Here is a 21,049-nt window from a genome sequence, read left to right as displayed (position 1 = left end):
GGGCCAGGCCGCCGCGCGGGCGCCTCAGACCCGGCCGGCCCGCCGCGCGCGGTGCCGCGTCGCCGCGGCGGCCCCGAAGGCCTCGAACAGGGCGCGGTTGATCGGGTTGGTCGCCGGATCGTGCTCGGCGTGCCACTGGACGCCCAGGGCGAAGCCCGCAGCGTCGCGGACGCGGATCGCCTCGACCGTCTCGTCCTCGGCGATGCCCTCGACCACGATCCGCCCGCCCGGTTCCAGGATGCCCTGGCCGTGCAGGGAGTTCACCCGGATCGTCTCGCGCGCCAGGAGGCGGGCGAAGGCGCCCCCGGGCGTCAGCCGGACCTCGTGACGGTCGGCGAAGATCACCTCCAGGTCCGGGTGGATCTCGCCGTTCGCGAGGCGCGGCATGCGGTGGTTGAGCCGGCCCGGCAGGTCGCGGATCTCCGGGTGCAGGCTGCCCCCGAAGGCGACGTTCATCTCCTGGAAGCCGCGGCAGATGCCGAACAGCGGCACGCCCCCCGCCACGCAGGCCTCGATCAGCGGCAGCGCCACGGCGTCGCGATCCTCGTCGTAGGGCTCGTGCGCCGCGCAGGGCTCGGTGTTGAAGCGCGCCGGGTGAACGTTGGCGCGGCCCCCCGTGAGCAGGATGCCGTCCACGGTGTCGAGGAGGTCGCCGAGGTCGGTCATCGCCGGAGCGGCGGCGAACATCAGCGGCAGGGCGCCCGCCACCGCGGCGACCGCCCGCATGTTGTTCTCGCCGACGATCTGCGCCGGGAAGCGGCTGTCGATCAGGCGCGCGTTGCCGATGACGCCGATCACGGGTCTCGCCATCGTTCCGGCCGCTCCTCGATCCTGTCCTGCCCGCCGCGGCAGGCTCTACGACCCACGCAAGGCCGGCGCCAGTCCCGTCCGGCTCAAGGCGGCGACAGAACGCCCGCGTCCGAAGCCTCGGCGCGGAGCACCTCGGCCACGCGCTCCGGCGCCTCTTCGTGGGCGAGGTGGCCGAGGCCCCGGATCAGGCGGACGCGGGCGTCGGGCATGCGGTCCCGCAGGGCGAAGGCAGTGTCCGGCAGGATGGCCCTGTCGTCGCCGCCGACGATCAGCAGGGTCCGGGTGCCGAGGCCGGGCAGCGCGCTGTGCAGCCCGGCGAGATCCCAGTTCGCCATCATGCCCAGCGCCCCGCGGACATGGCCGGCTCGGGCGAAGAGCCGCCGGTAGAGGTCGACCCCCTCCGGGTCGAGGCGCGAGCCGGTCCCCTCGATCAGGCGCTTGGCCGCGGACCGGTCCGCCGTCCAGGCGAAGATCCGGGGGGTGAACGGGTTGAGGAACAGGAGGCGCGCCATGCTGGGGAACAGCAGGTTCGCCGCCCCCGGCAGCGGCGCGAGAGCGCCGTTGAAGGCCGCCAGCAGCCGGGGCGCGATGGCGCCGTCGAGGCACATGCGCGCGAGGATGGCGGCGCCGGCCGAGTGGCCCGCCGCCAGGACCGGCGGCCGGCCGAGCGCCGCCACGAGGCCCGCCACGGCCCGGGCCATGCCGGGCAGCGACAGGTCGGCGTCGGGCAGCGGGTCCGTGAAGCCGTGGCCCGGCAGGTCCGGGGCGATCACGAAGAAGTCGCGCGCGAGCAGTGGCGCCAGCCCGCGCCACGAATGCGTGGCCGCCCCGGTCCCGTGCAGGAGCAGCAGCGTCGGGGCGTCCGGAGACCCGTATTCCTGGACGTGCCAGCGCAGGCCGGCCGCCTCCACGAAGCGGCTGGTGTCCCGATGGGGCCAGTCCCGGCCCTCCAGGGCCCAGTCGGGCCGGTCCGCGTCATAGCCGGTCAGCATGCGCGCGTATCCTGCACTGCGGCATAGCCGGACGATCCAGAGGCGACGGCGGCGCTATCGTTCATGGCCGGAAGTATTTCGTAACACTGAACAATCCCATGCGGCGGCCGCATGCCACCGGTGAGCGGAGACCGATTGCTGCGCTGCAGCAGCGACGTCATACCACGGGCGAGCAAGAACAAGACGCGTCCACCAACTCCGGAGAAGGCCATGATCCTCTTCACCTCCTCGACCCAGAACATCGCCGCCCCGGTCTCCGGCAGCTGGAGCCTCAAGGCCATCGTCCGCGAGATGCTGAACTCCTGGCTCGCCCACCACCAGCGCCTCGCCGACAGCGGCATCGGCGGCGACCTCTGACACCCTGTCGCACGGGTGACGGGCGCGGCGCTCAGAGTGCCGCCCGCACCGCCGCGCTGAGCTGGCCGGCCTCGACCCGCGGCAGTTTCAGGTAGCGGGCGCCCATCGCGTCCGCGACCGAACGGGCCTCCTCGCCCCGTGTGCCGGTATCGACCACGATGGCCTGCAGCCCGGCCGCACGCAGGGCTCGGGCCGCCTGCAGGGCGTCCGCGCCCGCCCGGGCCCGTCCCCCCTCCCCCGACCGCGCGACGTTGGCGCGCCCGTCGGTCAGCAGCACGATCGCCGGCCGGCTGCCGCCACGGCGCACGCTGAGCGCCACCGCGACCGCGGCGTCGATCCCCGATGCGAGCGGCGTCCCGCCCCCGCCCGGCAGTCCCGAGAGCCCGCGCTTGGCCCGGGTGAGCGAGCGCGTCGGCGGCAGGACCAGATCCGCTCCGGCGCCGCGGAACGCCACCAGCGCCACCCGGTCCCGGCGGACATAGGCCTCCGCCAGCAGCAGCTCGACCGCGCCCTTGGCCTCCGCCAGCCGCTCCAGGGCGGCCGAGCCCGAGGCGTCCACGCAGAACACCGTTGTGGTCTCGGTGCGCTGCTTGAGGATCCGGATCCGCAGGTCGTCCCGCCGCACCACGATGCGGCGCATCTCTCCTTCTACTCTGCGGATGGCCTGCCAGGGCGCCGCCGCCCGCAGGGTGGCGAGCAGGTCGAGCCGTCCCCGCCGCGGGTCGCCCCGCCGGCTGCCCACGGGGCGGCCGGTGCGGGCCGCGGCGGCCTGCCCGACGCGGCCGGCCTTGGCGGCCGGGAGACGCTGCGCGCCCGCCAGCAACTGGTCGAGGAGGTTCGGCGGGATCGCGGCGCGCACCGCCTCCAGCACGACGTCGTCGGGCACCTCCGCGGCGGCCGGATCCGACGCCTCCGCGGCGCTCGGCTCGGGCGGCTCCGCCGGTGCCTCCGCGGCCTCGGGGGCGGGCTGCTCCGGTGCGGGCAGGCGCGTGGCGCGCGGCGCCAGGACGAGGCGTCCGGCCGCCACGATCGCCCCCTGGCCGATCGGCCCCTCTCCTGCGAGGGCGCGCGCCACCCGCGCCGCCAGGATCGGGCCGCGCAGCGACGCGATCCCGAGAACCTCGGCCAGGGCGCAGAGGCTGCCGACCGGGTCGGACTCGGCGGCCTCCGGGGCGGGTTCCGGTTCGGCCACCGCTGTGTCCGCGGGGCCGAGTCCGCTCAGGTCGATCCGGAAGGCGAGGCGGTCGGCCAGGGTGTCGGCGACGGCCTCGTCGGCCTCGCCCTCGTCGAGCAGGATCAGGCCGAAACGGGCGCTCCGCTCCGAGGCCGCGCCGGTGTCGAGGGCGGCGGCGAGGCGGGATGCGGTGCCCGGCGCGAGGCGCTCGGCCATGGGCACGACGACGATCCCGCCATCGGCCTCCGCGAGCAGGCCGGGCCGCGCGACGGGGCGGCCCGCCGCCAGGGTCGCGGCGAGGTCGAGGCCGCCGAGCAGGCCGTCGTCGCCGATGCCGGGCGGCAGGCGCCGCCAGGGCGTTCCCGGGGGCAGCGCCGCCCGCACGATGTCGAGCCAGCGCTCGCGCACCGGCCCGGCGGGGGCCCGCAGCACCGCGCCGCCGAACCCGTGCGGGTCGGCGGCGAGAAGCCGGGCGGCGAGACCGGCATCGGCCCAGGGATCGGCCCAGGGATCGGGCGCCCTCCCTTCACCCTCCGAGGGGCAGGGGATGCGCGGCGGTGGCGTCACGCAAACACCTCCGCCAGCGCCCGCTCCACCCGGGCGGTGGAACCGGATTCGTCCAGCGGGTTGCGGCGCAGCCGGTGGCGCAGGGCGGCCGGGGCGATGCGAATGAGGTGGTCGTCGGTCACCGCCTCCGCGCCGTCCAGGGCGGCCAGCGCCCGGGCGGTGCGCATCAGGGTCAGCTCGCCGCGCAGCCCGTCGGTGCCCAGCGCCAGACAGAGCCGCGCCGCGCGCTCCAGGGCGGCGTCGGGGACGGTGACCGCGGGCAGGCGTTCCCGCGCCAGCAGGATTGTCTTCTGAATTTTCCGCTCCGCCCCCGCGTGCGCCGCGCAGAATCCCTCCGGGTTGCGCTCGTAGGCGTCCCGGGCGCGCACCACCGCGATGCGGGTGGGGATGTCCTTCGGGGTCACGACCTCGCAGGCGAGCCCGAACCGGTCGAGGAGCTGCGGCCGCAGCTCGCCCTCCTCCGGGTTGCCGGACCCGACGAGGACGAACCGCGCCGGGTGGCGCAGCGACAGGCCCTCGCGCTCGACCGTGTTGACGCCGGAGGCCGCCACGTCGAGCAGCAGGTCGACGAGGTGGTCCTCGAGGAGATTGACCTCGTCGATGTACAGGAAGCCGCGGTTGGCCCGGGCGAGCAGCCCCGGCTCGAAGGCCTTCACGCCGGCGCCGAGCGCCCGCTCCAGGTCGAGGGTGCCGACCACCCGGTCCTCGGTGGCGCCGAGGGGCAGGTCCACCACCGGCACCGGCTTCTTGTGGCTCTTGCGCGGGCCGCCCGCGGCGCAGTGCGGGCAGGATTCCGCCGGGCTGTCCGGGTCGCAGTTGTACGGGCAGCCGACCACCGCCCGCATCGGCGGCAGCAGGGCGGCCAGCGCCCGGATCGCCGTGGACTTGCCGGTGCCGCGGTCGCCGAAGACGAGCACGCCGCCGACCGCCGGGTCAACCGCCGCGATCAGCAGCGCCTGGCGCATCTCGTCCTGGCCGACGATGGCCGAGAAGGGGAAGGTGGGCACGCGATGACTCGATGCTGCGGGGGCATCCGACCCACCCCCTCATCCTGAGGTGCCGCGGCGGGGCGGAGGCCGCGACGGAGGCCCCCGGGGAACGCGCGGCCGGCGAACTCCCTCGAGGCCCGCTGGCGCGGGCGCCCCAGGATGAGGGTGCGATGCGGAGAAGGAAAGCCCTACTCCGCGGCCTTCTGCCGGAGCCCGATCCGCCCCCAGATCGTGGTGAGCGCCTCGACCAGACGGGCGATGTCGGCGTCTGTGTGCAGCGGCGACGGCGTGATCCGCAGGCGCTCGGTGCCGCGGGCGACCGTCGGGTAGTTGATCGGCTGCACGTAGATGCCGAACTCGTCGAGCAGGGTGTCGGAGATGCCCTTGCAGAGCACGGGATCGCAGACCATCACCGGCACGATGTGGCTGTCGTTGGGCATGGTCGGGATGTCGGCGGCCTCGAGCGCCTGCCGGACCTTCGCCACGCGCTCCTGATGCCGGGCCCGCTCGACGCCGCTCTCCTTGAGGTGGCGGATCGACGCCGCCGCGCCCGCCGCGACGGCCGGCGGCAGCGAGGTCGTGAAGATGAAGCCCGACGCGAAGCTGCGCACGAAGTCGCAGAGCTTCTCGGACGCCGTGATGTAGCCGCCGTGCACCGCGAAGGCCTTGCCGAGCGTGCCCTCGATCACGTCGAGCCGGTGGGCGACGCCGTCCCGCTCCGAGATGCCGCCGCCGCGCGCGCCGTAGAGGCCGACCGCGTGGACCTCGTCCAGATAGGTGAGCGCCCCGTGGGCCTCGGCCACGTCGCAGATCTCGGCGATCGGCGCGATGTCGCCGTCCATCGAGTAGACCGACTCGAACGCCACCAGCTTCGGTCGGGCGGGGTCGATCAGGCCGAGCTTCCGGTTCAGGTCCTCCGGGTCGTTGTGGCGGAAGATGTGGCGCTCGGCGCGGGAGAACCGGATTCCCTCGATCATCGAGGCGTGGTTCTCGGAATCGGAGAAGACGGCGCAGTTCGGCAGGCGCGAGGCCAGGGTCCCGAGCGCCGCCCAGTTCGACACGTAGCCGGAGGTGAACAGCAGGGCCGCCTCCTTGCCGTGGAGGTCGGCGAGTTCCTGCTCAAGGAGCACATGGTAGTGGTTGGTGCCCGAGATGTTGCGGGTGCCGCCGGCGCCGGCGCCGCAGCGGTCGATCGCCTCGTGCATCGCCCCGGTGACGGTCTGGTGCTGGCCCATGCCGAGATAGTCGTTGGAGCACCAGACCGTGACCGGCCGGGTGCCGCCCGCGTGGTGGTGGGTGGCGTGCGGGAAGTTGCCGGCGTGGCGCTCGAGGTCGGTGAAGACCCGGTAGCGGCCCTCCCGGTGGAGCCCGGCGATCTCGCCTTCGAAGAAGGTCTCGTAATCCATGTCGCCTCTCCCCGAACAAACCCTGCGGGTTGATCCCGCCTGTGACACCGGACTTCGCACAAGACCAGTTCCAGATTGGTGGACGTGCGTCGCCCCGCGATGATCCCTCGGCCTACACGTGGTCCGGCGGTCCGGCCGCCTCCCCGGGCGCCCGGGCCGGCAGGCTCCAGCGCCACAGCTCCGCCGAGGGCAGCGGCAGCATCAGGAACCAGTGCTCCAGCGTGGCGAGCGCGGTCAGCGTCGCCAGGACCGTGAAGCCGATCAGCTCGTGCTCCAGCAGGTCGGCTCCGAGCGCCGCGCGCCCGAGCAGGGCCGCCGCGATGGTCCCGAGGCTCACCGAGACCGGGAACAGCAGGTTCATCGGCTTCCGGGACAGGTAGCAGGCGAGGTAGCCGAGATGGTCCGGCAGGAACTCGGCGTGGAGGTTGCGCACCCCGAGGAACAGGTTGAGTCGCGCCGACAGGTTCATCACGACCAGCGTGCCGTAGGTCCACAGGGCGAAGCGGTTGGGGCTGCCCCAGACCAGCGCCAGGATCGCGAGGCCGCCGACCACGATGGCGAATTCGTGCCACAGGCTGGTGGCGAGCGCGGCGAGGAACCGGTCGAGGCCGCGCACGCTCGGCGCGCAGGCGACGGGCCGCGGGCCCGACAGGAAGCCCATGTAGTAGCTCATCTCCTGCCAGCCCCAGACGACGAGCGCCGCCGTGAAGGCCGTGTAGGCCCCCGTGGCGCTCGTGTCGGCGGCGCTGGACCGGATCGCCACCAGGGCGCCGGCGAGCAGGAGGGTCGCCCCGGCCATGCTCCACGGATGCGTCCGCCGCGGGGCGTGGTCGAGCAGCAGGATCAGCCCGGTGGAGAACCACCAGAGCAGCACCGCGTACAGGACCGGGGCGGCGTAGGTCCCCATGCTACCAGACCGGCTGGAGGCGGATATCGGCCGGCAGGGCGTTGGCCTTGACGGGCAGGAGATAGAGCCGCGCGAAGGTCACGGCGGCGCGCGCGGCGTGGAGGCCCTGCAGGGCCTTGCCGACGAGGCCGCCCCGCGCCTTGGCGTCGGCGATCGCCCGGGAGCAGGCGAGGAGCCGGTCGAGCCCCGCCTTGAACTTCGGATTGTCGATATCGAGCTCCAGCGGGAAGGTCTGGCGGGAGATCTCCGAAGTGATCCGGAAGACCTTGAAGTCGTAGTCGCTGGGATCGACCCCGAGCGCGGCGTGGAAGGCCGGGCGGTGATGGTCGCGCACGTACATCGTGGCGAAGACCGCGAGCAGGAAGAACCGGATCCAGTAGCGGTTCACGCCGCTCGTCAGCTTCGGGTTCGCCCGCATCAGCAGCGCGAAGGCCTCGCCGTGGCGGAACTCGTCGTTGCACCACAGCTCGAACCACTTGAAGATCGGGTGGATGCGCCGCTCCGGGTGCCGCTCCAGCTCGCGGAAGATCGTGATGTAGCGGGCGTACCCGATCTTTTCCGACAGATAGGTGGCGTAGAAGATGAACTTCGGCCGGAAGAACGTGTACTTCTTGGACTTGGTGAGGAAGCCCAGATCCACGCCGATGCCGAAGTCCTTGAGCGTGTCGTTGATGAAGCCCGCGTGGCGCGCCTCGTCGCGGCTCATGAAGCCGAACAGCTCCTTGATATCCTTGTTCTTGGCCCGCTTCCTCATCTCCGCGTAGAGCACGCAGCCGGAAAATTCCGCCGTGATGGACGAGACCAGGAAGTCCAGGAACTCCTTCCGCAACTCGGGCTCCATCCGCGACAGGTCGCAGTCGAACTCCTCGTTGCGGGTGAAGTGGCGCTTGTTCGGGTCGGAGCGCAGCTCGGCGATGAGCACGTCCCAGTCGCGCCGGACCGGCTCGACGTCGGTCCGGTCGAGCTCGTCGAAATCGGTCGTGTAGAAGCGCGGGCTCAGGAAGGTCGTCTCCTGGGCAGCCCGGGTCGATTCGTTGACCGGAGTCTTCGGGACGGGCTGGCCGGAGGGCGGCGGGACGGGTGCGTTCACAGCTTCCTCCTCTCGGAGAAGCTGACCTCGTAGAGTTCGGTCAGCTCGAGATGGGCGATGAGCTTGGTCCAGGCCCGCTCCAGCGGGCCGGCCCGGGTGATCGTGGCGGTGCGCCGCACGGTGAGGCGCTCGCCGTAGGGCACCGAGGTCGGCGCGTCGTGGACCTGGACCGCGTCGCCGGGCTCGATCTCGAAGCCGGCATCGAGGGTCACGTGCGCGTGCAGGCTCTCGGGCGTCTGCTCGATCTCCACCGTGCAGGGCACGGTGACGGTGCGGCTGCCGAACAGGCCCATCACCGCGTCTCCGTGGCGGGGGCGCCCGGCGCGGGCATCAGCCGGGCGAAGGCCCCGGCATTGGTCGGCCCGAAGGCTTCGAGCGGCACACGGCGGCCGGTCGCCTCGTCGGCCAGCGCGAGGCGGCCGTCGTCGTAGCGGGTCAGGCTGAAGGGCTTCTCGGGGCCGAGGCCCTCCCGCTGGCGGGCCTGGGCGAGACCCCGCAGGGTCCCGCGCAGGAAGCCGTCCTCGCCGGGTCGGATCCAGGCGACGATGTGCCGGTCGGCGACGTCCCGCAGGGCGATCGAGCCGTCGACCTGATCCTCGGCGCGGAACTCGAGGCGCTCCACCACCTTGGCAGGCGGCAGGGCGACGAGGCCGACCTTCTCGCTCCGGCCGATCAGGACCGCCAGCATGGTGAAGCCCATCAGCGCTCCGGCACCGATCATCAGCAGCGCCGGTGCCGGTCCCGCGACCGACGGTGCCATGGCCCGGCCGGCGCCCTCCGCCCGCTCGCCCATCGTGCCCCTCCCTATTCGGCCGCGACGAGGCGACCGGGATTCTCGTCCGCTCGGCCGAGACGCGCCACCCGAACCGGCGGCGCCGTGCCGTCGGCATGGGCCTCGAGGGCGCGTGCCAGCAGCGCCGCCGCGGCGTCCGCGTCCGGCACCGAGCGCAGCATGGGCTCGGTCCGGGCGAGATGCCAGGGCCGGACATGCGGCCAGATGTGAAGGTAGGCGATCCGGAGGCCCGGCCGCAACCGCAGCGGCAGGTCGCCGCTGCCGTCCGTGAAGGCGCGCAGGGCCGCCGTCTCGATCTGCGCGAAGGGCAGGTTGTGGGTCACCGGCAGGGCGATGCCGGCCTGCAGCACGACCCGGCGGTTGGTCACCGTGTAGAGCGTCGTCCGGTGGGTGAGCCAAGCGAGCAGCCAGAGCAGCCCGACGGCGACGGCGCCGATCACCAGGGTCGGCGCCACCACCCTCATCGCCGCGGCGGGCGAGCCCGCCGCGAGGCCGAAGGCCAGGGCGCAGACCGAGAACCACGCGATCACGAGGCGGGCGTGGAACACCCGGACCAGCAGCCCCGCGGTGGCCGGCGCACCCTGCCAGAGGATGCGTTCGCCCGCCGGCAGCGGGCCGGGCAGACCCCGCAGGGTGCCTTCGGGGAGGAAGTCGCCGCTCATATCAGGGGCTCCGCCCGGGCCGGCGTCGCGTAGAGCGTGCCGGCGCCGAAATACGAGATGATCCGCTCCTCCTCGAGGAAGGTCACGCTGTCGGGGTCGCGGGTGGTCGGGATGTCGGCGAACTGGCTGGCGAGCAGCGCCTCGGTCGTCACCGTCTTGGTGAAGCCGCCGGCCCGGCAGAACGTGGTCGGCATCAGCCGGCGCCCGCCCGTCGGGAGCTCGACCTCGTAGTAGCGGATCAGCGACTCGCCGCGGTCGACCCAGACGTCGCTGATCACGCCCGCGACGGCGTTGTCGGTGCCGAACACCGTCATGCCGATCGGGTTCGGGCCGTCCTCGTGGATGACGAAGTTCCTGGCCACCCGCAGGGGCACGATGCGGATCTCGTCGTCCCAGGTCCGATCGTGCACGTCGTGCCGCAGCACCCAGGAGCCGGGACCGACCCCGGCCTGGAGCGACGACTCGGTGCGCTCGTAGGGCGCCCCCGGCCAGGGCTCGACCTTGCGGGCCGGGATTCCGGTCTCGACGTCGTCGCGGCCGTGCACCGCCTGCGGCGCGTAGGTCGTCTCGCCGCCCGGCAGGTGGAACGCCTTGGACCGCGGGATCAGGATCGGGTCGTCCGACTTGCGCCGCCCGACCGCCTCATTCTCCAGGGGGTAGCCCTCCCGCCGGTCCTCCCGGCGCAGCCAGAAGACCAGCCCCGCGAAGAAGAGGAAGAAGGCGTAGAGCACGACCTGGGCGACGTCGACGTAACCCGTGAGTGCGCCGGTTGGCATGGTGGACCTCCCCGTATCTCAGGCCGTCCGGCCGGCAAGATCGCCGCCGAGTCGGTGTTGCGTCTCAGCCCGCGCGTCCTCCCGCACCAGCGGCCCCAGGGCGAGGAGGGCCGCGAACAGCAGGGCGATCTCGATGTGGTAGACGATGAGGTAGCCGATGGCGGGCTCGTTCATGCCCTCGCCGAGCACCCCCGACTGGGCGATGGCGCCGCCCACGTCCCGCACGAGGCCGCTCGCCGCGATCGAGAGGCCGGCCGCGGTCGCCTGCACGGCGCCCCAGGCGCCGAGCGCGAGCCCGGTATCTTCGGGGCCGGCGCGGTTCATCGAGGCGGTGAGCGTCCCGTGGGCGAACAGGCCGCCGCCGAGCCCGATCAGGCTCACGCCCGCGGCGAACAGGTCGGCCGAGGCGAGCGGGGCGGCGAAGACCACCGCCGAGAAGGCCAGAATCCCGATCCCGACACCCACCGCCGACACGCGGAACGGGTCGCCCCCGCGGCCGAGCCAGCGCGCCGCGACCAGTAGGCCGAGTCCGCCGCCGGCGGCCAGCAGCGCGGTCAGCGCCGTGGTGGCGGCGACCGAGAGGTGCAGGATCTGGCCGCCGTAAGGTTCGAGCAGGATGTCCTGCATGGAGAAGCCCGCCGTGCCGAGCCCGATCGCCACGAGGCGGCGCCGCGCGGTGCCCTGCCCCGCGTAAGCCCGCCAGGAGGACCGGAAGTCCCGCTGCGGCGCCGTCCGTGTGCGGTTCGGATCGCGCGGCTCCTGCTTCCAGAGGGCGAACCCGTTGAGGATGATCGTGACCAGAGCCGCGCCCTGGATCACTTGGATCAGCCGGACGGCCGAGAAGTGGGCGAGGAACAGGCCGAACAGCACGGCGCTCGCCATCATGCCGAACAGGAGGGCCGCGCAGAGCAGCGCCACCACCTTCGGCCGGGCGTGGGCGGGGGCGAGGTCGGTGGCGAGTGCGAGGCCCACGGTCTGGGTGGTGTGCAGGCCGGCGCCGACCAGCAGGAAGGCCAGCGCCGCCGCGAGGTCGCCGACCCAGAGCGGCCCGGTCGTGTCGCCCGACAGGATCAGCAGGGCGAACGGCATGATCGCCAGGCCGCCAAACTGGAGCAGCGTGCCGAACCAGATATAGGGCACGCGCCGCCAGCCCAGGACCGAGCGGTGCGTGTCCGAGCGGAAGCCGACCAGCGCGCGCAGGGGGGCGAAGACCAGCGGCAGCGCCAGCATCATCGCGACGATCCAGGCCGGGACGCCGAGCTCGACGATCATCACCCGGTTCAGGGTGCCGATCAGCAGCACCGCCGCCATGCCGACGGTCACCTGGAACAGGGCGAGGCGGAGCAGACGTCCCAGCGGCAGCTCGACGGTGGCGGCATCCGCGAAGGGAAGCACGGCCGGACCGAGGCGCATCAGGGCATCGGTGAGCTTGCGGGCGGGGGTCATGGTCGCACCCCGGGTACCGCCGGGCTTGCTCCCCCATCCGCGGCGGGAGGCAGGGTGCGCGTCAGCGCGACCGCGTTCGACAGGTAGAACCCGCTGTTGATCCGGTGGCTCTGGGTCCAGGCGAAGGTGGCGAGGGCCTTCTCCGAAGCGATCCGCCGCCGCAGCCCGCCCTCGGTCACCGGCACGATGGCCGGCGAGCGGTCGCCGCGCGGAAAGAACTTCCCGGCGGCGTGCATCACAGTCAGCAGCGCCGTGCGCGGCGCCACGGTGAACAGCACCGAGCCGTCCGTGCGCGCGCCCAGAACCGCCAGCGCCCGCGCGATGTCGACGGCGCGGTAGTGGATCAGCGAATCCATGGCCACGACGTGGTCGAAGCGGCCGAGCGCCGGATCGAGCATGTCGCCGACGCGGAAGTCGATGCGCCCCGCGCCGGAGATCGCCGGCAGTCGCTCCTGCGCCAGCCCGATCAGCGTCGGCGAGACGTCGATGGCCACCACCTCGGCCCCGCGGCGCGCCGCCTCGACGCTCAGCGCCCCGGTGCCGCAACCGGCGTCGAGCAGCCGCAGGCCGGTCATGTCGGCCGGTAGCCAGGAGAGCAGCGTCGCCCGCATGGCGTCGCGGCCAGCGCGTACGGTGGCGCGGATCCGACTGACCGGGGCGTCCGAGGTCAGGCGCGACCACGCCTCGACCGCGGTGCGGTCGAAGTAGGTGGTGAGCTCGCCCCGCCGGGCGTCGTAGCTGGCGCTGGCCATCGGTCGGACCCCAAACTCAATCGAAACCGAGGAACTCGAACAGGTCGCGGTCCTTCATCGGGACTGCCTCGCAGGGCGCGGCGCCCGACCAGAGCGTCTCGGCGAGCCGCATGTACTCGGCGGTCACGGCGTCGAGCTCCGGGGACGAGTCCATCTCGAACAGGGTCGACTTCTTGAGCCGCGAGCGGCGGACCACGTCGAGATCGGGGAAGTGGGCCAGCCGCCTCAGGCCGACCGCGTCGTTGAACCGGTCGATCTCGTCGGTCTTGGCCGAGCGGTTGGCGATGACGCCCCCCAGGCGCACCGGGTAGTTCTTCGACTTGGCGTGGATCGCAGCGACGATCCGGTTCATGGCGAAGATCGAGTCGAAGTCGTTGGCGGTGACGATCAGCGCCTGGTCGGCGTGCTGGAGCGGCGAGGCGAAGCCGCCGCAGACCACATCGCCCAGCACGTCGAACACCACGACGTCGGTGTCCTCCAGGAGATGGTGCTCCTTGAGGAGCTTCACCGTCTGGCCGACCACGTAGCCGCCGCAGCCGGTGCCGGCCGGGGGGCCGCCGGCCTCGACGCACATCACGCCGTTGTAGCCCTCGACCACGAAATCCTCGACGCGCAGCTCCTCGGAGTGGAAGTTCACCGCCTCCAGGGCGTCGATCACCGTCGGGGCGAGGCGCTTGGTCAGCGTGAAGGTCGAGTCGTGCTTCGGGTCGCAGCCGATCTGCAGCACCCTTTTGCCGAGCTTCGAGAAGGCCACTGACAGGTTCGACGAGGTGGTCGACTTCCCGATCCCGCCCTTGCCGTAGACCGCGAAGACCTTGGCGGTCTCGATCTTCAGGTCCGGATCGAGGGCGACCTGGACGCTGCCTTCTTCCTTCCGGGCGACGACCGGATTGCGGATGGCGATGTTCATGCGGCGACTCCTGTGGTGACGCCTTCGAGACGATCCTCCAGCTCCTCCTCGGCCCGGTCGAGGGCGTCCCGCATCTCTGCGTTGGGAGTCCAGAAGCCGCGCCGGTGGGCCTCGATCAGCCGTTGGGCGACCTTGGCGGAGGCGGTGGGGTTGAGGGCCGCCATGCGCTCGCGCATGGCGGGGTCGAGGACGTAGGTCTCGGTGATCCGCTCGTAGATCCAGGGCTGGACCGCGTTGGCGGTGGCCGACCAGCCGACCGTGTTGGTGAGATGCGTCTCGATCTGGCGGACACCCTCGTAGCCGTGGCCGAGCAGGCCCTCGTACCATTTCGGGTTGAGCATCCGGGTGCGCGTCTCCAGCGCCACCTGCTCCTCCAGGGAGCGGACGCGCCCCTCCCCGCGGGTCTGGTCGCTGATGTAGATCGGCACCGACTCGCCCTTGGCCCGGGCCACCGCCCGGCCCATGCCGCCGAGCCCGTCGAAGTAGTGATCGACCGAGGTGACGCCGACCTCGACCGAATCGAGATTCTGGTAGGCCATGTCGACGGAGGCGAGCACCGCCTGCATCAGCGCGCGCTGCGGCGCCGGGCGGCCGGTGCGGCCGTAGGCGAAGCTCTTGCGGCGGGAGAAGGTCTCGCACAGCTCGGCGTCGTCGTCCCAGTTCCCGGAATCGACCAAGTGGTTGACGTTGGCGCCGTAGGCCCCCTCGGCGTTGGAGAAGACCCGCAGGGACGCGGTCTCCAGATCGCAGCCCTGCTCGACCTGGATCGCCAGGGCGTGCTTGCGGACGAAGTTCTGCTCCACCGGCTCGTCGGCGGTGGCGGCGAGATACGACGCTTCAGCCAGAAGCTTGGTCTGCAAAGGCAACAGATCGCGAAAAATGCCCGAGAGGGTGACCACCGCGTCGATGCGCGGGCGGCCGAGGGTCTCGAGCGGGACCAACTCGGCGCCGCTGAGCCGGCCGTAGCCGTCGAAGCGGGGCCTTGCGCCGATCAGCGCCAGCGCCTGCGCGATCGGGCCGCCCTCGCTCTTGAGGTTGTCGGTGCCCCACAGGACCAGGGCGACGCTCTCCGGGCAGGGCTTTCCGTCCGCGGCGAAGCGCTCGAGGATCCGGGCCACCTGCCGTGCGCCGTCGGCCACCGCGAAGGCAGAGGGCAGGCGGTAGGGGTCGAAGCCGTGGATGTTGCGGCCGGTCGGCAGCACGGCCGGGTTGCGCAGCAGGTCGCCGCCGGCCACCGGCGGTACGAAGCGGCCGTCCAGCGCGCGCAGCAGGGCCGGCACCTCGTGGTCGCGGGACAGCAGCCGGTCGGTTTCGGCCAGATTTTTCAGGACTTCGCGGGTCGCCTCGTCGGCGGGCAGGCCGGACGCCTTCAGCGCCGCCTCGATCCCCTGCCCCGCCACCAGGGCCTCGATCCCGGCCCGCTCCGGCCGCACGCCGTGGGCCGACTCGGCGAGCGCCAGGAGCAGGTCGACCCGCTCCTCCGCCGGCGTGCCCTGGCCGACCACGTGGAGACCGTGCGGGATCAGGGTCTGCTCGAGTTCCTGAAGGGCGGCCCAGAGGCCGGAGACCCGCGCCTCCAGATCGCCGCTCCACGCGGGCTCCGCGGCCACGAGATCGACCGCCGCACCCTGCTGCTGGATCAGCTCGGCAAGGCTGCCGCGCTCGGGCGCCGCCTCGGGGCCGAGGCCGCGCCAGCGCTCGATCGAGCTCTTGAGATCGAGCAAGCCGCGATAGAGCCCGGCCGCCGCGAGGCTCGGGGTCAGGTAGCTCACCAGCGTCGCGGCGGAGCGGCGCTTGGCGAGCGTTCCTTCGGATGGATTGTTGGCCGCATAGAGGTAGACGTTCGGCAGCGCCCCGATCAGCCGCTCCGGCCAGCAGGCCTCGGATAGGCCGGTCTGCTTGCCGGGCATGAATTCGAGCGCCCCGTGGGTGCCGAAATGCAGGACGGCGTCGGCGGAAAAGTCCTCGCGCAGGTAGCGGTAGAAGGCCGAGAACGCGTGGGTCGGCGCGAAGCCGCGCTCGAACAGCAGCCGCATCGGGTCGCCCTCGTAGCCGAAGGCCGGCTGGACTCCGACGAAGACGTTGCCGAACTGCGCGCCGAGGACGAAGATCTCGCCGCCGTTGGTCAGGTGGCGGCCCGGCGCCGGGCCCCACTGGGCCTCGATCTCGGCGAGGTGGGGCTCGCGGCGCAGATGATCCTCGGCCGGGATGCGGGCGTGGACGTTGGCCTGGGTCCCGTAGCGCTTGGTATTGCCCTCCAGGATCGCCGCGCGCAGGGCATCGACGCTCTCGGGGACCTCCACCGTGTAGCCGTCCGCCGCCAGACCCTTCAGGGTGTTGAGCAGCGAGGCGTAGACCGACAGGAACGCCGCCGTGCCCGTGGCGCCGGCATTGGGCGGGAAGTTGAACAGCACGACGGCGAGCTTCCGCTCAGGCCTCGCGGTCCGGCGGAGCGACACCAGCCGGGCGACCCGCTCGGCGAGGCGGGCGGCGCGCTCAGGGTGGACCCGCATGTCCCGGGCATTGTCGCTGCCGGAGGCCGAGGAGCGGCCGCCGAACACCATTGGGGCGGTGGCGCCGTCGAGTTCGGGGATCGCGACCATCATGGTCGCCTCGACCGGCGACAGGCCGCGGTCCCCCGCCTCCCACTGCTCGATCGTCTGGAATTCCAGCGCCTGGGCGGCGAGGTACGGCACGTCGAGGCGGGCCAGCATCGCCTCGGCGGCGGCTGCGTCGTTGTAGGCGGGGCCGCCGACCAGCGAGAAGCCGGTGAGCGAGACCATCGCGTCGATCGCGGCGCGCCCGTCTCGCATGAAGAAGGCCTCCACCGCCGGGCGGTTGTCGAGGCCGCTGGCGAAGGCCGGCACCACGTCGAGGCCCTGCGCCTCCAGGGCGGCGATGACGCCGTCGTAATGGGCGGTGTTGCCGGCGAGCACATAGCTGCGCATCACCAGCAGGCCGACCCGGCCCCGGGCGCCCGCGAGGCGCGGCAGCCGCGACGGGTCGGCGCCGATCCGGCCGTGCAGGCGCGGGTGGTAGAGGCCGGTCTCCGGGTAATCGAGGGGCGCAGGCGCCGCCGGACCCTCGCGCCAGGCGGCGCGCGCGCCGGCCGCGTAGCGGTGCACGAGGAAGCGCACCAGGGCGGCGACGTTCTCGTCCGACCCCGCGAGCCAGTATTGCAGGGTGAGGAAGTAGGCGCGCACGTCCTGGGCCGAGCCCGGGATGAAGCGCAGGATCTTCGGCAGCTTGCGCACGAGCGCCATCTGGCGGCCGGCATTGCCCTGCTGGCCCGGCTTGCCGCGGAGCTTCTTCAGGAAGTCGAGGGCGCTGCGCTTGGTGCCGCTCATGTCGAAGCGGCCGAGTTTCGTGGTCTTCACCACCTCGCCGGCCGAGAGGCAGCCGACCATCGCGTCGCAGCCATCGCGCCGGGCCGCCAGCGCCGGCAGGATCGCCCGGACATGCTCGTCCATGAACAGCATGGCCGAGAGCACGATGTCGGCCTGCGCGATGTCGGCCCGGCAGGCCTCCAGGGTGGCGGGATCGTTCTCCCACTCGGCGGCCGCGTGGAAGCCCAGCACCAGCCCGGGCATCTCCGACCGGAGGCGCAGGCGCGCCCGTTCCACCGCGCTCGCCAAGTGATTGTCGAGCGTGACGATGACGACGCGGATCGGCGGCTTGGCTGCGGGCCCGATCGCGCCGCGACGGAGCCCTGCGCCAAGCCACGACTTCGACGCGCTCCCTTGCGCCGAGCCGGCGTCCACCTCGGCGGAGAGCGCTCTAGCGGCCGTAATGCGCTTTGGCATCGTAGAGGGTCTCGAGGGTGATGAGCGGCAGGTGCCGCTCCCGGGCGAAGGTCTCGGTGTTGGTGCGCGCCTTGCCCCGCACGAAGAACGGGATCTTCTTCAGCTCCTTCTCGGCCTCCGGCGACCAAGCCGCCGCGCGGTCCAGGAGAATCGGAACGGGCGCCGGCGTCGGAGGGGTGTCGGCCGGCGCCCGTTCCGCGGCCTCGAGCGCCCCGTCCGCCGGAGTCCCGAAGGACTTGCCGCCGAGATGCGAGGGGCCGACGCCGTCGTGAAATTCGGGATCCTCCCGGAACATGCCGAGGAGGTGTTCTTCGAGGCCCATCATCAGCGGATGGACCAGGGTGTCGAACAGGACGTTGGCGCCCTCGAAGCCCATCTGCGGGGCGTAGCGGGCCGGGAAATCCTGGACATGGACCGGGGCCGAGATCACCGCGCAGGGGATGCCGAGCCGCTTGGCGACGTGGCGTTCCATCTGGGTGCCGAGCACGAGCTCTGGCGCTGCCGCGCGGATCGCCGCCTCGACGTCGAGGTAGTCGTCGGTGATCAGCGCCTCGATGCCGTGCTCGGCCGCCTCGGCGCGGACCTCGCGGGCGAATTCGCGGCCGTAGGTGCCGAGCCCGACGACCGTGAAGCCGAGTTCCTTCGCGGCGACCCGGGCGATGCCGATCGCGTGCGTGGCGTCGCCGAACACGAAGACGCGCTTGGCCGTAAGGTAGGTCGAATCGACCGAGCGGGAGTACCAGGGCAGCCGCGAGCCGGGGCCGTCGAGCACCGGGGCCGGATCGGTCCCGGCGAGGCCCGCCACCTCTTCGACGAACCGGCGGGTGCCGCCGACGCCGATCGGGATGGTTTGCGTGAACGGCTGCCCGAAGTTCTTCTTAAGGTATTCTGCCGCCGCCCGGCCGGTCTCTGGGTAGAGCACGACGTTGAAATCGGCGTCCCGCAGCCGGCCGAGATCGGCGGGCGTAGCCCCCAGCGGCGCCACGACGTTCACCGCGATGCCGAGGGTGTCGAGGAGCCGGCGGATCTCGATCAGGTCGTCCCGGTGACGGAAGCCGAGCGCGGTCGGCCCGAGGATGTTGCAGAGCGGGCGCTGCCCGGGCTCCCGTGCCGGGCGCGGGGCTGGCGGCCCGGCGAGGGCGCGGACCAGCCGGTAGAAGGTCTCCGACGCGCCCCAGTTCTCCTTCTTCTGGTAGGCGGGGAGCTCCAGCGGGATCACCGGGATCGGCAGGTCGAGTGCCTTGGCGAGGCCGCCCGGATCGTCCTGGATCAGCTCGGCGGTGCAGGAGGCGCCGACGATCATCGCCTGCGGCTGGACCCGCGCGTGGGCGGCCGAGACCGCCTGCTTGAACAGCTCGGCGGTGTCGCGGCCCAGATCCTGGGCCCGGAAGGTCGTGTAGGTCACGGGCGGGCGGGCGTCCCGCCGCTCGATCATCGTGAATAGCAGGTCGGCGTAGGTGTCGCCCTGCGGCGCGTGCAGGACGTAGTGCAGCCCGGACATCGCCGTGGCGACGCGCATCGCGCCGATGTGAGGGGGCCCCTCGTAGGTCCAGAGGGTGAGCTGCATGGCGCTACACCTCCAGCAAGGCGCGGCGCCGGAGCGGGCGCACGAACAGCTCGGCGAGGTCGCCGGCCTGCTCGTAGCCCTGTACGGGCGTGAACAGCAGCTCGATCGACCACTTGGTCGACAGACCCTCCGCCTCCAGCGGGTTGGCGAGGCCGAGGCCGCAGACCGTCAGGTCCGGCCGGGCCGCCCGGCAGCGGTCCATCTGGTCGTCGAGGCTCTGGCCCTCGGTCACGCGCGTGCCGGCGGGAAGAAGCTCGATCTCGGCGGCGAGATGCCCCCGGTGCAGATAGGGCGTGCCGACCTCCACCAGCTCGGCGCCGAGTTCCCGGGCGAGGAAGCGGGCGAGCGGCACCTCCAATTGCGAATCGGGGAAGAAGAACACGCGCTTGCCGCCGAGCTTGTCCCGGTGGGGCGCCAGCGCGGTCTCGGCGCGGGCGCGACCCGGCGCGGTCGCGGCCTCGAAGGTTGCGTCGGAGACGCCGAAGGCCTCGGCGGCCGCCCGCAGCCAGCCGGTCGTGCCCTCGGCGCCGAGCGGGAAGGGCGCGGGCAGCCGGCGGGCGCCGCGCTCTTCGAGGGCGCGTGCCGTGTCGGTCAGGAACGGCTGGGCCAGCAGGTATCGCGTGTTGCGCCCGATGGCCGGCATCGCGTTGGCCCGGCGGGCGGGCAGGAACCGGACATCCGCGATCCCCATCGCGGAAAACATCCGCAGGAACTGGTCCTCGACCACGTCGGCCAGCGCGCCGACCACGAGGAGCGACGGCGCCGCCGCATCCGCATCGTGGGGCAGGTCCGGCACCAGGGCCGCGAGGCAGGCATCCTCGCCCTGCGTGAACGTGGTCTCGATGCCGGAGCCCGAATAATTCAGCACCCGGACCGGATTCAGGCGGCTCGACAGGCGCTGCGCCGCCCGGGACAGGTCGAGCTTGATCACCTCGGACGGACAGGAGCCCACGAGGAACAGGAGCTTGATGTCGGGCCGGCGCTCGATCAGCCGGGTCACCACCCGGTCGAGTTCCTCGTTGGCGTCGGCGATGCCGGCGAGGTCGCGTTCGTCGATGATCGCGGTGGCAAAGCGCGGCTCGGCGAAGATCATCACGCCGGCGGCGGACTGAATCAGGTGCGCGCAGGTGCGCGAGCCGACCACGAGGAAGAACGCGTCCTGGATCTTCCGATGCAGCCAGACGATGCCGGTGAGCCCGCAGAACACGGCCCGCTGGCCCTGCTCCTGATGCAGGTCGATCCCGCCGCAGGGCGGCTGGTGGGCCAGAGGAGCGTTCACGGCAGCGCCTCCGCGAGACGCGGCGCGCGGCTGCCTGCACCTTCCAGGCGCGCGGCCCTGAGCTTCAGGAGGAACTGGGCCGCGTTGACCACGTATGTCGCGTACGCCGCCAGCGCGAGGAGCAGCAGCGCCTGCCCGCTCAGGACGCCCGTGGCGAGGGCCGCGAGGTAGGCGGTGTGGAGGGCCAGCACCAGCATGCTGACCGCGTCCTCCCAGAAGAAGGCAGGGGCGAAGAGCCACCGTCCGAATACGACCTTCTCCCAGATCGAGCCGGTGACCATGATCGCGTACAGGGCCACGGTCTTCACGATGACCGAGATCTCGGCCGCGCGCAGGCCGTCGTCGGTGGCCAGGGCGCGCAGCACCAGGGCGAGGCTAATCAGGAAGATCGCGAACTGGAGAGGCGCCAGCACCCCCTGGATCATGGTCCAGGGCGAAGAATCGCGCCGGCGCCGTTCGGCGGGCGTGTAGAGCGGTCGTGCCGGCCGGTCCTCGGGACCCATGCATCCGCTCCCTTGTGATCGGCGGCGCCAGAGGCTCCGTCGTTGACAGAGGCTAGGGCGGGGCTCCCAGAAGTGTCAAGTGCGCTTGACGCTTCGATAGCATGACAGGAGGAGGGATATCTTTTCTTCGAATAAGATCATTGCCAAGATCGCTAGGAAGCGTATCGTCGGCCGCGGCGGCAGAGATTGCCGCCGTTTGGCTGGTCAGCCTCAGGAACTGACGGACACGAAGAATAGACGGGCGAGCAACGCCACACCGAGCGCGC

19 protein-coding genes are annotated in these 21,049 nt (G+C 72.3%); 1 reads left to right on the top strand and 18 read right to left on the bottom strand.

The genetic code is table 11. The features are described from left to right. Positions 1-24: 24 nt before the first annotated feature. Both ACLBXO_RS17025 and bchO read right to left on the bottom strand, forming a co-directional pair. Positions 25-810: a gamma-glutamyl-gamma-aminobutyrate hydrolase family protein gene (locus ACLBXO_RS17025; RefSeq protein ID WP_331313794.1), complete on the bottom strand. Its 786-nt coding sequence runs from the start codon at positions 808-810 to the stop codon at positions 25-27. 83 nt (positions 811-893) lie between these two features. Continuing rightward, a complete protein-coding gene (gene bchO, locus ACLBXO_RS17020; RefSeq protein WP_331313795.1) occupies positions 894-1,802 on the bottom strand; it encodes an alpha/beta fold hydrolase BchO in 909 nt (302 codons plus the stop codon). A 210-nt stretch (positions 1,803-2,012) separates the two neighbouring features. On the opposite strand from bchO, the gene ACLBXO_RS17015 reads away from it, so the two are divergent. Further along, the gene (locus ACLBXO_RS17015; protein ID WP_331313796.1) at positions 2,013-2,159 is read left to right on the top strand and encodes a hypothetical protein; all 147 of its coding nucleotides are present in this window, start codon (positions 2,013-2,015) and stop codon (positions 2,157-2,159) included. A 31-nt stretch (positions 2,160-2,190) separates the two neighbouring features. Here the strand turns inward: ACLBXO_RS17015 and ACLBXO_RS17010 are convergent, their stop codons facing one another. The 16 genes from ACLBXO_RS17010 to bchF form a co-directional block, all read right to left on the bottom strand. After that, complete coding sequence (locus tag ACLBXO_RS17010; protein ID WP_447686075.1) at positions 2,191-3,900, bottom strand: magnesium chelatase subunit D; 1,710 nt, start codon at positions 3,898-3,900, stop codon at positions 2,191-2,193. After that, a complete protein-coding gene (bchI, locus tag ACLBXO_RS17005; protein WP_331313798.1) occupies positions 3,897-4,907 on the bottom strand; it encodes a magnesium chelatase ATPase subunit I in 1,011 nt (336 codons plus the stop codon). Before bchI ends, ACLBXO_RS17010 begins: the two co-directional genes overlap by 4 nt. A gap of 170 nt (positions 4,908-5,077) precedes the next feature. Further along, positions 5,078-6,295, bottom strand: coding sequence for a 5-aminolevulinate synthase (gene hemA, locus ACLBXO_RS17000; RefSeq protein WP_331313799.1), 1,218 nt, complete (start codon positions 6,293-6,295; stop codon positions 5,078-5,080). Between the two features lie 112 nt (positions 6,296-6,407). Beyond that, positions 6,408-7,202: a putative photosynthetic complex assembly protein PuhE gene (puhE, locus tag ACLBXO_RS16995; RefSeq protein WP_012318818.1), complete on the bottom strand. Its 795-nt coding sequence runs from the start codon at positions 7,200-7,202 to the stop codon at positions 6,408-6,410. 1 nt (position 7,203) lies between these two features. Then, complete coding sequence (acsF, locus tag ACLBXO_RS16990) at positions 7,204-8,292, bottom strand: magnesium-protoporphyrin IX monomethyl ester (oxidative) cyclase (protein ID WP_331313800.1); 1,089 nt, start codon at positions 8,290-8,292, stop codon at positions 7,204-7,206. Then, positions 8,289-8,585: a hypothetical protein gene (locus tag ACLBXO_RS16985; protein WP_192710362.1), complete on the bottom strand. Its 297-nt coding sequence runs from the start codon at positions 8,583-8,585 to the stop codon at positions 8,289-8,291. Before ACLBXO_RS16985 ends, acsF begins: the two co-directional genes overlap by 4 nt. After that, positions 8,585-9,085: a photosynthetic complex assembly protein PuhC gene (gene puhC, locus ACLBXO_RS16980; RefSeq protein WP_331313801.1), complete on the bottom strand. Its 501-nt coding sequence runs from the start codon at positions 9,083-9,085 to the stop codon at positions 8,585-8,587. Before puhC ends, ACLBXO_RS16985 begins: the two co-directional genes overlap by 1 nt. An 11-nt stretch (positions 9,086-9,096) precedes the next feature. Then, on the bottom strand, positions 9,097-9,747 hold the full coding sequence (puhB, locus tag ACLBXO_RS16975; RefSeq protein ID WP_331313802.1) for a photosynthetic complex putative assembly protein PuhB: 651 nt from the start codon (positions 9,745-9,747) through the stop codon (positions 9,097-9,099). After that, a complete protein-coding gene (gene puhA / locus ACLBXO_RS16970) occupies positions 9,744-10,523 on the bottom strand; it encodes a photosynthetic reaction center subunit H (protein ID WP_331313804.1) in 780 nt (259 codons plus the stop codon). The genes puhB and puhA overlap by 4 nt, the downstream gene beginning before the upstream one ends. 18 nt (positions 10,524-10,541) lie before the next feature. Further along, positions 10,542-11,969 carry a BCD family MFS transporter gene (locus ACLBXO_RS16965; RefSeq protein ID WP_331313805.1) on the bottom strand — a complete coding sequence of 476 codons (1,428 nt, stop codon included), beginning with the start codon at positions 11,967-11,969 and terminating at the stop codon, positions 10,542-10,544. Further along, positions 11,966-12,721 (bottom strand): magnesium protoporphyrin IX methyltransferase, encoded by a 756-nt coding sequence (gene bchM / locus ACLBXO_RS16960; protein WP_331313806.1) that lies wholly within the window; start codon positions 12,719-12,721, stop codon positions 11,966-11,968. The genes ACLBXO_RS16965 and bchM overlap by 4 nt, the downstream gene beginning before the upstream one ends. A gap of 16 nt (positions 12,722-12,737) precedes the next feature. Then, on the bottom strand, positions 12,738-13,631 hold the full coding sequence (bchL, locus tag ACLBXO_RS16955; RefSeq protein ID WP_331313807.1) for a ferredoxin:protochlorophyllide reductase (ATP-dependent) iron-sulfur ATP-binding protein: 894 nt from the start codon (positions 13,629-13,631) through the stop codon (positions 12,738-12,740). Beyond that, entirely contained in the window at positions 13,628-17,434 is a 3,807-nt protein-coding gene (locus tag ACLBXO_RS16950; RefSeq protein WP_447686074.1) for a magnesium chelatase subunit H, read from the bottom strand. Before ACLBXO_RS16950 ends, bchL begins: the two co-directional genes overlap by 4 nt. Continuing rightward, positions 17,409-19,001, bottom strand: coding sequence for a ferredoxin:protochlorophyllide reductase (ATP-dependent) subunit B (gene bchB / locus ACLBXO_RS16945; protein WP_447686073.1), 1,593 nt, complete (start codon positions 18,999-19,001; stop codon positions 17,409-17,411). The genes ACLBXO_RS16950 and bchB overlap by 26 nt, the downstream gene beginning before the upstream one ends. Before the next feature lie 4 nt (positions 19,002-19,005). Further along, entirely contained in the window at positions 19,006-20,280 is a 1,275-nt protein-coding gene (locus tag ACLBXO_RS16940; RefSeq protein WP_447686072.1) for a ferredoxin:protochlorophyllide reductase (ATP-dependent) subunit N, read from the bottom strand. Then, entirely contained in the window at positions 20,277-20,783 is a 507-nt protein-coding gene (bchF, locus tag ACLBXO_RS16935) for a 2-vinyl bacteriochlorophyllide hydratase (RefSeq protein WP_331313811.1), read from the bottom strand. The genes ACLBXO_RS16940 and bchF overlap by 4 nt, the downstream gene beginning before the upstream one ends. Positions 20,784-21,049 lie beyond the last annotated feature (266 nt).

It is taken from the genome of Methylobacterium sp. C33D, from assembly GCF_053345825.1.
This window is presented reverse-complemented; position numbering and strand designations above follow the sequence as displayed.